Below are 11,553 nucleotides of genomic sequence, written 5' to 3'. Positions count from 1 at the left end.
GGCATCCTCGAAACCCGGCAATGTGGCGATGCTGTCCAGACCGGCCAGCTCCTTCATCACGAAAAGCATGTCCTTGAGGGGGGCGTTATAACTCATCACGCGTCTCCTTCCTGTATGTTTGAGCGGAAAATGCGCCGCGTGGAGGACTGCTTCCACACGCTACGCACCAGATGCCCACATCCTAGCGGTCCCGTTCGCGTCATCCAATGGCAAAAGCTGCCCTTTGATTGACAGAACCTGCCGTTTTTTACCAACCCGCCCCGATGGGTCGAAAGATGGCGAAGCGGCTCGTCGAGTGGCAGGTTTTGTCAGTCAAACCGCGAACCTCGCTCCGGGCGGGATGGTTGGCACGCCTGCGTCGATTGCATGCTGACAGCGCTACGCCTCCAGTTCGTCCTCGAAGCAATGCAAGGTCCGCGATTCGAATTTCCTGCGCGGCCACTCGCGAAGGCGCCCCGGTCTGTTCGAGACATGACAGCGCGACACTGGGTCTATCGAGCGAGCCCACGCACACCTGAATGCGAGCAATGACTTCGCCGCTCATCTGTTTCCACTTGCTTTGGCAAAGTGCGAATCTTTTTATGCGCCAGCAATTATCACCCCCATAGACAGCAAGGCCTTTTCGAATATCGTATAATCACGATATATGATTCGTCCCGTAGCGATGCAATTGCCGGCATGTTCGCATGCCGCGTCGGAATAAACGTTCATGAAAGCCCGCACTGCTCCGCAACCGATCGATGTCGATGCAATCCACAAGGCGCTCGCCAATCCCGTGCGCCGCGAGATTCTCGGCTGGCTAAAGAACCCGTCCGAGCATTTTTCAGATCAGGAGATTCCGCTCGATCATGGCGTCTGCGCCGGCAAGTTCGAAGGCCACTGCGGCCTGTCGCAGTCGACTGTGTCCGTGCACCTCGCCGCGTTGCAGCGCGCGGGGCTCGTCACGTCGAAGCGCGTGGGTCAATGGGTGTTCTTCAAACGCAATGAAGCAGTCATTCAGGCGTTTATCGAACACATGAACGCAGACCTCTGACGCAACGCATTCGCATCGCCTCGTTTCTTTTATTCACGCTGTTTCATAGCGGCGGGCCCTTGCCCGCCAGGAAAGGTGAACACTTATGCCGACTCTTTTCGATCCGGTCCAGATTGGCGATATCACGTTACGCAACCGCATTTTCATGGCACCGCTGACGCGTTCCCGCGCAGGTGACGTCCGCGTTCCAAACGCACTGATGGCAAAGTACTACGCCGAGCGCGCGTCGGCTGGCCTGATCCTGAGCGAAGCGACGTCTGTCACGCCGCAAGGTCTCGGTTACGCCGCGACACCGGGCATCTGGTCGCAGGAGCAGGTCGAGGGCTGGAAGCTCGTCACCGAAGCGGTCCATCAGGCTGGCGGCAAGATCTTCCTGCAACTGTGGCACGTTGGGCGTGTATCCGACCCCGTGTTCCTGAACGGCGACCTTCCCGTTGCGCCGAGCGCGATCGCCGCGAAGGGCCACGTGAGCCTCGTGCGTCCGAAGCGCGAATACGTGACACCGCGCGCGCTCGATCTCGCGGAAATTCCGGGCATCGTCGAAGCGTATCGCAAGGGTGCGGAGAACGCGAAAGCCGCCGGTTTTGACGGCGTCGAAATACACGGCGCAAACGGCTATCTGCTCGACCAGTTCCTGCAGGACAGCACGAACCATCGCACGGATGCCTACGGTGGCTCGATCGAAAACCGCGCACGGCTGCTGCTCGAAGTGACGGACGCATGTATCGCTGTGTGGGGCGCGAACCGCGTCGGCGTTCACCTGGCGCCGCGGCGCGATTCACACTCGATGGGCGACTCCGACCCTGCGGGCACGTTCGGCTACGTGGCACGCGAACTCGGCAAGCGCAAGATCGCGTTTATCGCCGCGCGCGAAGCACTGGGCGACGACCGTCTCGGACCGCAACTGAAACAGGCATTCGGCGGCCCGTACATCGCGAACGAACGGTTCACGAAGGAAAGCGCGCAGCAGGTGATCGACGCAGGCGAAGCCGATGCGGTGGCATGGGGACAGCTCTTCATCGCGAATCCGGATCTGCCGCGCCGTTTTGCGCTCGATGCACCGCTGAACACACCGGTTCCGGAAACCTTCTACGCTGAGGGCGAAGCCGGCTACACCGACTATCCGGCACTCGAAGCCGTGAACGGATAACCGGCAAGTTTCAACGCAGGTTCGCAGTAACAGGCGCGGGATGCGCGACCGGCATGACACGGACGCGTATCCCGCGCTTTTTTGTCGTCCCTCGTATGACCTGCCTCCTGATCATCGTGACGGATCCGAAAAACCGTACGCGCACCGCACGCAGGACTACACTGCTGAAACCTGAATTCTGCCCGACACGATATGGACCTGATGCACCTGTTACAGCTCGCGTTGCACTTCGACCAGCACCTGGGCGGTTTGATCGAGCAGTACGGCACCGCTGTGTACTCGATGCTGTTTGCGATTATCTTCGTCGAGATCGGTTTTTTGCCGCTCTTCTTTCTGCCTGGCGATCCGTTGATCTTTATCTGTGGCGCGTTCGCGGCAACGCACGCCCTGAACGTATGGATTGTGATGCCGGTGCTGTTTGCGGCGGCGGTCGCCGGCAGCATCGTCAACTACGCAACGGGCCGCGCGATCGGCGAGAAGGTCTATACCGCGAACATTCGCTGGATCGACCGGAACGCACTGCGCAAGGCGCACGCGTTCTATGAAGCGCGCGGCGGGATCACGTTTCTGCTGTCGCCGTATATCGCAGTGGTACGCACGTTCGCGCCGTTCGTCGGTGGCGTCGCACGCATGACGTTCGCGCGGTTCGTCGCGTTCGTCGTGCCAGGCGCGGCTATCTGGATCGTCTCGCTCGTCGCTGCCGGTTACGTGTTTGGAAATGTGCCGCTCGTGCGCGATCATATGAGTTCGATCGTCCTGCTTGGCGTGGGCCTTGGTACAGGATCGCTGCTAGTGGGTGCGCTGTGGCGGCTTGCGAACGGTAAGCGACAACGCGTATAGACGATTCGCCGCCACAGCGGGCATGCCCATACGTCACACCCAGCCTTCGATCTTCAGCCCGCTCGCCTGCTCCGCTTCTTCGCGCGTGACCTTGCGTACGGTCTGCCCAAAGCTCCATACGTGCCCTTCCGGATCGCGCGCGGCATACACGCGGTCGCCGTAAAACTGGTCCTCCGGTTCGCGCACGATCACCGCGCCGGCTGAACGTGCATGTTCGCAATGCGCGTCGAGGCCGGATTCGAGATGCACATGCACGCATTGCGTGTTCTTGCCGCCAACCGATGCAGGGCTTGAAGTGTGATCAGCCCATTCGCTGCCGATCATCAGATAGCGGTCGCCAAAGTGCATTTCGGAGTGGCCGAGACGCCCTTCGCTATCTGTTATGACCATCGTGCGCTCAAAGCCAAAAGCTTTCTCCAGCCAGTCGAGCGCGGCTAAAGGGTCTTTGTAGAACAGCGCGGCACCCAGCGAAGGACGGCGAAACGGATCATCCATGACAGTCTCCGTGATTTATATATTTCACAGACTAGTTAAACAACCGGATGAATTCAACGTGCGATGCAGTCGTGCTGCGAACTACACTCCCGCTATTTTCAGGCAGGGTCGGGCACGTATAAAGCCTGCGCCCGCCGCTGCCGATGTCATGACTTTTGCGTTCAGACCACGTTGATCACGACGTCGATGTTGCCGCGCGTGGCTTTCGAATACGGGCACGTCTGATGCGCGGCTTGCGTCAGCGCCTGCGCCACTTCACGCGTGAGGCCGGGCAGGCTCACATTCAGGCGCGCCTGCAGGAAGTAGCCATCGCCGGCCGTGCCCAGATCCACTTCAGCGTCGACAGCCAGATCCGCCGGCAGCGTGACGTTCATCCGGCGGGCCGCGTGCCCCATCGCGCCGATAAAGCAGGCCGACCAGCCAGCCGCGAAGAGCTGCTCCGGATTCGTGCCGTCCCCTGCCTTGCCAGGCGACGTCAGCTTGATATCGAGGCGGCCGTCGGAACTGCGGGACTGGCCATCCCGGCCGCCAGAAGTATGCGTCTTGCCGGTGTACAGCACTTTTTCGATTCGGGTCATGATGAAATCCTTTTTTCAGTTCGGTTCTGTATTCAACTTTGGTACAGCGTTGCAACGTATTGGAAATTCGTGGAAACCGGCAGCCGGTCAGTTTCCGCCTTGATAAAACATGCGGTTCAGGTTCGCGAGTTGACCGCTCTTCTCTGCCTGCACGAGTTCGGCTCTGACCTGGGCACGCGTGCGCGGTTGTGCGCTGGCGCCTGGTGCGGTCTGATCCAGATGCGTGGCGGCCGCATTTTCGACGCCGGTAGCGGTGGCACCGGCAGCGTAAGCAATACCTGTCGTAGCGGAAACAGCGAGGGTGACTGCGATGATCAAGGTCTTCATGGTGCTCTCCTGAAACTGGATGACTGAGAAGGAACATCCGGTATCAAACATCTCGTAAGCGGTGCGGGTTCGATCCGGCGTTGGTGCATTAAAACGTGCGGATGTATCCCACCTGTGTCTCGAAACGCGGGATTTGCAATGTTGTGTATCGCCTGCAACCGCGGATACATTGCGATACAAACGTCGCCCTTTTTCGGGCTATAAAGCAGGCTCCAACCGTCGAGGAGCGTCTCATGTCATTTGAAAAGCTGAAGGGATCGTGCCATTGCGGCACAGTGCAATTCGAAGTGCGTACGCCGGTGGCACCAGCCATGCGTTGCAACTGCAGCCTGTGTCGTCGCAAGGGCGCGCTGATGTCGCCCTCTTTCGCCGCGGATGCACTCGAAATCGTCAGCGGCAAGGAAGCGCTAACGCTCTATCAATTCAACACGAAAGTGGCGAAGCATTACTTCTGCAAACACTGTGGCATCTACACGTTTCACCAGACCCGTACGAACCCTGCGCTGTGGAGAGTGAATCTCGGCTGCCTCGAGGGTGTCGATGTGTATGCGCTCGAATCGTCCGTCGGCGATGGAGCGAGCCTCTCCGTCGTGGAGGCCGCATGAAACGGATCATCGCAATGCTCGTATTTCTGACCGGCGGCATCGGGTTCGAAATAAGCACGCCCTTTAGCTGCTCATTGATCCACACTAGCCGGGCACCTGAAAAACGCCGGACCTTCTGATGCAGACGATGGAAAAGCCCGACCATATCCTGATTGTCGACGACGACCGCGAGATTCGCGAACTGCTCGGCAGCTACCTCACGAAGAACGGCCTGCGCGCGTCGCTTGCACCCAGTGGCCGGCAGATGCGTGCGCTGCTAGAGGAAGAAACGCCTGATCTGATCGTGCTCGATCTGATGTTGCCGGGCGAAGACGGTCTTGTGATATGTCGTGAACTGCGCGCCGGACCGTGGCGTTCGGTGCCCATCCTGATGCTGACCGCGCTAGGCGAGGAAGCCGATCGTATCGTAGGGCTTGAGATGGGCGCGGACGATTACCTCGTCAAGCCGTTCGCCGCACGTGAGCTTCTCGCACGCGTGCGGGCAGTATTGCGGCGCGCGCGTATGTTGCCGTCCAATATGCAGGGCAGCGAGCCGGCGCAGTTCCTGCACTTCGGAGAATGGCGGCTGGATACCACCGCGCGCCATCTGCTCGATGCGAGCGGCACGATGGTGGCGCTAAGCGGCGGTGAATATCGCCTGCTGCGCGTGTTCCTCGATCATCCGCAAAGGGTGCTCACGCGCGATCAGCTGCTCAACCTCACCCAGGGGCGCCGCCCCGATCCATTCGACCGGTCCATCGATCTGCTCGTCAGCCGGCTGCGTCAACGCCTGGGCGATGGCGCGCGTGAACCGCGCTACATCAAGACACTGCGCAGTGAAGGCTACGTGCTGTCGGTTGCCGTGACATCCCAGGGGGCGGCTGAATGATGTCCGCACGCTGGATCCGATGGCCGCGCACCCTCTTTGCACGGCTGACCCTGATCCTTTTTCTGGGCCTGCTGCTCGCGCAGACACTGTCTTTTTCGCTAACGCTTCACGAACGGGACGACGCATTTTCCACGATGATGACGGGATACGTCGATCGCGAAGTCTCCATTTCTGTCGCCTTTCTGGATCACCTGCCTGCCGGCGAACGGGCACAATGGTTACCCCGGCTCGCGCGCCGCTCCTATAGTTTTATCCTGGGGCCCGGTGTCACCGGATCGCCGCCTGAATCGCGGCTGTCCACGGCCGCCGCGGCGGCGTTCACGCGAGGTCTGGATCGACACTATGCATTGACCGTCAATGCCCTGCCCGACCGTCAGGAACATCTGCAGGTGCATCTGCGTTTGAGCGACGGCTCACCGTTGACCATTGACGTCCGGCCGCAACCCGCCATACCGCTTTCGCCCTGGCTGCCGTTGATGATGCTGGGCCAGTGGATCGTTCTCGGCGTATGCGCCTGGCTTGCCGTGCGCATCGCGACGGCTCCGCTCAAGGAACTGGCGGAGGCGGCGGATACGCTTGGGCCCGATATGAAAACGACCCGCCTCGCGGAAACCGGCCCTGCCGAGGTCGCGCACGCTGCTAAAGCCTTTAACGCGATGCAGGATCGCATTTCGACCTATATGACCGAGCGTATCCAGATACTGGCCGCTATTTCGCACGATCTGCAAACGCCGATTACCCGCATGCGTCTGCGTGCCGATCTGATGGACGACACTGAACAACAGGTGAAATTCCAGCAGGACCTGAAAGAGATGGAAGCGCTCGTTCGCGAAGGCGTCACCTACGCGCGGACATTGCATGGCGCCGCTGAAGCACCGCGCCGTATCGATCCCGACGCCCTGCTGGAAAGTCTGGCGTCCGACTATCTGGATGCCGGTCAGGCGGTGACGTTGCAAGGCAGGATCGGCACATCGCTGCTCGCCCGACCGCAGGCACTGCACCGCATCCTTGGCAACCTGGTCGACAACGCGCTGAAGTATTCCGGCGCAAGCGATATCGTGATCGACGCGTCGCAGCCAGACGAAGTCACGATCTCGGTTCTGGATCGCGGGCCAGGCATACCCGACGATGAAATCGAAGCGGTATTTCAGCCCTTTTATCGCGTCGAAGCTTCGCGCAATCGCGATTCCGGCGGAACCGGTCTGGGGCTTGCCATCGCGCGTCAGCTGGCACTCGCCATGAACGCGAGCCTGTCGCTTCAAAACCGTGCGGGCGGCGGTCTTGAGGCACGCTTGACCCTGCAGCGGCAATAGCATCGGGAATGCCCCTGGAGAGCGGCGGCCCGGGCTAAAACGCGCGCACTAACGTCGGCAAGCACACATTCAGGAAGCGCGTTTCAGCCGACGATATGATGGAAAAGCGTATCCATAACCCAATTGCGCCGTGTTATTGTTTTACCAAGGGTTCGCGCACCCGCGAACCGCATTTATCCAGATTCGCGAGCGTTGCCATGAGTGATGTACGTCACCAGTTAAGCCCACGCGATCGCGTCGAGTTGCTCTGCTGGCTCACCTGCGGGAATCTCGGCGCGTGGTATCTCAACGAGATGTGGCCTGAACCGTCGTTCCAGGTCCAGGCGGCGCACAAGTGGCTCGACCGGCATATGCGCACCGCCGACTGGCTCTGCATCGCCAGATTGTCGGCGCTGGCGGTCGATATTGCCCGTCAGCACGCATCGTTTGTCGACACCGAATGGGCACGCGACGCCGTCGAGGAAATCCTCAATACCGACGACCTCGATTTCCAGTCCCGGCTGGTCCGCAATGTGCTTGCCGACTGCCAGCGCGCCCTCGCGGACAAACGGATCGCCGATTAATCCGTATTACGGAATCCACGAACCGGTTGTCGATTTCCTCAAGTCCCGCTCGTCGTGAGAAAAGACAGGGGTCGCAGACAGGTGGAGTACTCCGCAGTCTCGCACCCCCGTTTCCTTTAACCGACGAGGGGATCCTTCATGACTTCAGTAGAGGCTTCTGCACAGGCGTTGAGACCAGTCGTGGAGCTGGCACAGTCAACGCGCCGGTTTCCCGGTGAAAACGCGCTATACCGGAGCGCACGCAACGCACTGCTGGCGGAAGAAATCGAGTTGCGACGCCATATCGAACGGGTTGCCGCGCAGCGCCGCGCGCTGCCGCCCGGCGGCGAGGTGCCGGAGAATTACCGCTTTGAAGGCGAGCATGGGGCCACGACGTTGCGGCAAATGTTCGGAGAGCACGACACACTCGTCACCTACAACTGGATGTTCGGCCCGAAGCGGGCACGGCCGTGTCCCATGTGCACCTCGATGCTCACCGCGCTGGACGGCGAGATGGCCGACATCCTGCAGCGCGTGGCGTTCGCGGTGATCGCCAGATCGCCGGTCGAGCGTCTGGGCGCATTCAGGAAAGAACGGGGCTGGCGGCATCTGCGCCTGTATTCGTCGGGCGGCAACAGCTTCAACCGCGATTACGCCGACGAGAACCCGGAAGGCGACGACAACGCGACGTTCAACGTGTTTGTCCGTTCCGGTGACACCGTGCGCCACTTCTGGGGCGACGAAATGGGACCGCTTACGGCGGACCCGGGCCAGGACCCGCGCGGCGCACCGGACGCCATGCCGTTATGGACCGTGCTGGACATGACGCCTGGCGGGCGCGGCATCGACTGGTATCCGAAACTGGAATATGCCCTGAAATAAGGGCTCACGTGAACAGACGGGCGGCAGGCGATGCGCGTTCGTGCGGTGCATCGGGGCGTGTCGGGGCGTGCCGTTAGCCGGCCCGCCCCTTGACTCGCGCACGCCCCGAAGTGGTCAACGTTCCCAGGAAAAACAGGTCGAGCGCCTTGTTGAATGCTTTCTGCGGCGTCAACTGCGTACGTGCCAGCATGGCCGGATCGTGCAGGACTCTCGCGACGGCAAGCCAGTACTCGACGAGAAATGGACGTACAGCGTTTTCTTGCTCATACCGGGCGCAGCTGTAAGACCGTCCATCGTGAGCCCGCTATAGCCGTCACGCAGCAGGATTTCGCGCGCGGCGGCCAGGATGCGTCCAGACGGCCCCGCATCGAAATCGACATGAGGCAGCGCGAGCGGCGGCTGGCCTGCCGCCGCCTGTGCGGTTTCAACGCGATGCTTCGCACGTGGCGCCCGGGTTGTCATCGCGATGTGCGTCCTGTGAATCATGCGTATCAAGGTTAGGGTGAGCATCGGGAAACCGCGTATATCCCGCGCGCCGCCGCCAGACTGTCAGCCAGCGCGGAGGCCAGAAAATGGCCTGCTGTCGCCAGAAACCATTTGCCTGGTTTCGGTTTCCTCTTTCAAGACAATAGCAAAGACCCGGCAGCGACAAAGGAACGACCACCGGCGCGCCCACAGAGGTGCGCAGCGGTGATCAATGCGACGGATGCGGGCACGGGAACGAAGCCTGAATACGACGATGCGGAGGGATTGAAAGCGTGCGGAAAAAGGCTCTGGAATGCATGGCCGGCCGGGCCACCTGTTCAGCCCGGCCGGCCATGCGATCAGGGGTTGATTACATCGGCGGCGCGACGCCGTTCTTTTCGACCACCACACGTTGAGCCACAAACGTGCCCTGCGCAGCAGGCGTCGCCACGACGAAGACTTTCCTGCCCGGCATCAGATCGACGCGAGCCGCTGACGTAAGCGTGACGACGGGTACGTTGGGCGGCACGGTCACGACATTCGTGCCGCCTTTGTACGACAGCTTCAGATCGCGACCGCTGGTGCCTTCGACAACCGTATCGACGTTTGCATTCGTCATCGAACTGTTCGGGCTCAGATCCCACGCGTAGTGCCCTTCGCCTGTGCCACGCGCCGACTCGGGAAACACGAGAACCTCCGTGGCGGTCAGCTTTCCATCCGTTCCGGTCGTGGCGGCAGTGCCCACGTACGAGCCCGGTTTGATGTCGGAGAGCTGCATCGGTTTCACGGCGGATACGCTCATGTCGGGTTTGACTTCAATGGAAACCATATCACCGCTGCGACGATGAACTTTCATCACGTCGCCGTTGAGTGAGACGATTTCACCACGAATACGTGAGGGTTTAGCCGGCGCCTGTGCAAATGCGGTACCGGCAAAAGATAGCGTCACAAGCGTGACGCCGAGTTTCATGCGGATGGACATGGATGTCTCCGGAAAACACGAAGGCGCGCGCTCGCCAGGATCGTATGTTGCCTGTCGACGGCGGGTATCGCGGCCGGCAGTGCCCATACATCCCGGCGGTGTCTGCGCACGAGAACAGTACCGGGAGGATTCAACCCGATACATCTGGTTGGCAAACGTCGCGGTGCCGCGAATTATTCCGGCGCGTTAAAAATAATGTCGTGCTTACAGAAATCTGACTCACGTCGCTCATGCGTACGATTTCGAAAGGCGTTGCGACGTACCGCTGCATTTACACCGGCGCGACGCCTGTATAGTTCTCCGCCATCGCGGTCGCCGCGACGCGCGACGTGGTCACGTATTCGAGTTCCGCCACCTGCAGACGCTGCTCGAACGGCGAAGCATCGTCGAGACGATGCATCATGCGCGTCATCCAGTACGAGAAATGTTCCGCGCGCCAGATACGCTTTAACGCAGTCTCGCTGTAGCTCGCGAGCAGGTCGCCGCGATCCTCCTCGTAGTACGCGCGCAGCGCGTTCGTCAGCACCCGCACGTCGGCGACGGCGAGGTTCATGCCCTTCGCGCCAGTCGGCGGCACGATGTGCGCGGCGTCGCCCGCAAGGAAAAGACGGCCGTGCTGCATCGTTGTCGATACGAAGCTGCGCATGCCCACGATGTTCTTCTGGAAGATCCTGCCGTCCACCACTTTCCTGCCGTCTTCCGAATCGACCCGTGCGTGCAGTTCGGCCCAGATGCGGTCATCCGACCAGTTGTCGACCGAATCGTTCGGATCACACTGAAAGTACATCCGCTGCACGTTGGCCGAGCGCGTGCTCACCAGCGCGAAACCGCGATCGTGGCGCGCGTAGATCAACTCGTCCGAAGAAGGTTTGCCCTCGCACAGAATGCCGAACCAGCCGAACGGATACACGCGTTCGTAGTCCTTGCGCGAGGCCTGCGGAATCGCCGCACGCGATACGCCCTGCGAACCGTCGCAGCCAATCACGAAATCGCAGTGCAGCTCGCATGCTTCGCCTTCGTGGCGATAGCGGATCGACGGCGTCGCGGTGTCGAGATCGTGCAGCGACGTATCGGACACATTGAAGCGCAGCTCGCCACCCGCCGCCACGCGCGCCGCGACAAGGTCCTTGATGACTTCGTGCTGCGCATAGACGGTGATCGAATGCCCGGTCAGCCCAGTGAGATCGATGCGGCGCCGTTTGCCTTCGAACGCGAGTTCGAAGCCATGATGCAGCGCGCCTTCAGCCTGCATGCGCGCACCCACACCCGCTTCGACGAGCAGGTCCATGGTGCCCTGTTCGAGCACGCCAGCGCGGATCGTCGATTCGATCTGCTCGCGGCTGCGTGTTTCGAGCACAACCGACTCGATGCCGCGAAGATGAAGAAGATGGGAAAGAAGAAGGCCTGCCGGCCCGGCACCGATGATGCCAACCTGAGTGCGCATGTGTGTCTCCTGAATGCGGCATTGATTTG

Annotated in this window: 15 protein-coding genes; 8 read left to right on the top strand and 7 right to left on the bottom strand. The window is 60.8% G+C overall.

What is annotated here, in order from left to right:
* Nucleotides 1-96, bottom strand: a 96-nt coding sequence (locus LPA34_RS19245) for an acyl-CoA dehydrogenase N-terminal domain-containing protein (protein WP_228981181.1), incomplete at its 3' end; no start/stop codon positions are given.
* Between the two features lie 613 nt (nucleotides 97-709).
* On the opposite strand from LPA34_RS19245, the gene LPA34_RS19240 reads away from it, so the two are divergent.
* The 3 genes from LPA34_RS19240 to LPA34_RS19230 all read left to right on the top strand — a co-directional run bounded on the left by LPA34_RS19240 (nucleotide 710) and on the right by LPA34_RS19230 (nucleotide 3,023).
* A complete protein-coding gene (locus LPA34_RS19240; protein WP_228981172.1) occupies nucleotides 710-1,033 on the top strand; it encodes an ArsR/SmtB family transcription factor in 324 nt (107 codons plus the stop codon).
* Between the two features lie 85 nt (nucleotides 1,034-1,118).
* Nucleotides 1,119-2,183: an alkene reductase gene (locus LPA34_RS19235; RefSeq protein ID WP_228981171.1), complete on the top strand. Its 1,065-nt coding sequence runs from the start codon at nucleotides 1,119-1,121 to the stop codon at nucleotides 2,181-2,183.
* 192 nt (nucleotides 2,184-2,375) lie between these two features.
* Nucleotides 2,376-3,023: a VTT domain-containing protein gene (locus LPA34_RS19230; protein ID WP_228981170.1), complete on the top strand. Its 648-nt coding sequence runs from the start codon at nucleotides 2,376-2,378 to the stop codon at nucleotides 3,021-3,023.
* 33 nt (nucleotides 3,024-3,056) lie between these two features.
* Here LPA34_RS19230 and LPA34_RS19225 read toward each other — a convergent pair whose 3' ends face one another.
* From LPA34_RS19225 to LPA34_RS19215, 3 genes are all read right to left on the bottom strand, one after another.
* Nucleotides 3,057-3,518 (bottom strand): VOC family protein, encoded by a 462-nt coding sequence (locus LPA34_RS19225; protein ID WP_228981165.1) that lies wholly within the window; start codon nucleotides 3,516-3,518, stop codon nucleotides 3,057-3,059.
* Between the two features lie 161 nt (nucleotides 3,519-3,679).
* Entirely contained in the window at nucleotides 3,680-4,096 is a 417-nt protein-coding gene (locus LPA34_RS19220) for an organic hydroperoxide resistance protein (protein ID WP_228981163.1), read from the bottom strand.
* 87 nt (nucleotides 4,097-4,183) lie between these two features.
* On the bottom strand, nucleotides 4,184-4,423 hold the full coding sequence (locus LPA34_RS19215) for a DUF4148 domain-containing protein (RefSeq protein ID WP_228981162.1): 240 nt from the start codon (nucleotides 4,421-4,423) through the stop codon (nucleotides 4,184-4,186).
* A 233-nt stretch (nucleotides 4,424-4,656) separates the two neighbouring features.
* Between LPA34_RS19215 and LPA34_RS19210 the strand changes: the two genes are divergently transcribed.
* The 5 genes from LPA34_RS19210 to LPA34_RS19190 all read left to right on the top strand — a co-directional run bounded on the left by LPA34_RS19210 (nucleotide 4,657) and on the right by LPA34_RS19190 (nucleotide 8,633).
* Nucleotides 4,657-5,028, top strand: a complete 372-nt coding sequence (locus LPA34_RS19210) for a GFA family protein (protein WP_228981160.1) — start codon at nucleotides 4,657-4,659, stop codon at nucleotides 5,026-5,028.
* 127 nt (nucleotides 5,029-5,155) lie between these two features.
* Nucleotides 5,156-5,896, top strand: a complete 741-nt coding sequence (locus tag LPA34_RS19205; protein WP_228981180.1) for a response regulator — start codon at nucleotides 5,156-5,158, stop codon at nucleotides 5,894-5,896.
* Complete coding sequence (locus tag LPA34_RS19200) at nucleotides 5,893-7,209, top strand: sensor histidine kinase (RefSeq protein ID WP_228981159.1); 1,317 nt, start codon at nucleotides 5,893-5,895, stop codon at nucleotides 7,207-7,209. Before LPA34_RS19205 ends, LPA34_RS19200 begins: the two co-directional genes overlap by 4 nt.
* 197 nt (nucleotides 7,210-7,406) lie before the next feature.
* On the top strand, nucleotides 7,407-7,772 hold the full coding sequence (locus LPA34_RS19195; RefSeq protein ID WP_228981156.1) for a hypothetical protein: 366 nt from the start codon (nucleotides 7,407-7,409) through the stop codon (nucleotides 7,770-7,772).
* Between the two features lie 138 nt (nucleotides 7,773-7,910).
* Nucleotides 7,911-8,633 (top strand): DUF899 family protein, encoded by a 723-nt coding sequence (locus LPA34_RS19190; RefSeq protein ID WP_228981155.1) that lies wholly within the window; start codon nucleotides 7,911-7,913, stop codon nucleotides 8,631-8,633.
* Between the two features lie 168 nt (nucleotides 8,634-8,801).
* On the opposite strand, the gene LPA34_RS19185 is transcribed toward LPA34_RS19190, so the two are convergent.
* The 3 genes from LPA34_RS19185 to LPA34_RS19175 all read right to left on the bottom strand — a co-directional run bounded on the left by LPA34_RS19185 (nucleotide 8,802) and on the right by LPA34_RS19175 (nucleotide 11,524).
* Entirely contained in the window at nucleotides 8,802-9,119 is a 318-nt protein-coding gene (locus LPA34_RS19185) for a TetR/AcrR family transcriptional regulator (RefSeq protein ID WP_228981153.1), read from the bottom strand.
* A gap of 349 nt (nucleotides 9,120-9,468) precedes the next feature.
* Nucleotides 9,469-10,080, bottom strand: a complete 612-nt coding sequence (locus LPA34_RS19180) for a hypothetical protein (RefSeq protein WP_228981147.1) — start codon at nucleotides 10,078-10,080, stop codon at nucleotides 9,469-9,471.
* Nucleotides 10,081-10,351: 271 nt separating this feature from the next.
* The gene (locus tag LPA34_RS19175; RefSeq protein WP_228981145.1) at nucleotides 10,352-11,524 is read right to left on the bottom strand and encodes a 4-hydroxybenzoate 3-monooxygenase; all 1,173 of its coding nucleotides are present in this window, start codon (nucleotides 11,522-11,524) and stop codon (nucleotides 10,352-10,354) included.
* Nucleotides 11,525-11,553: the final 29 nt, after the last annotated feature.

This window comes from Paraburkholderia gardini (genome assembly GCF_907164575.1).
Taxonomy (GTDB): Bacteria; Pseudomonadota; Gammaproteobacteria; order Burkholderiales; family Burkholderiaceae; genus Paraburkholderia; species Paraburkholderia gardini.
This window is presented reverse-complemented; position numbering and strand designations above follow the sequence as displayed.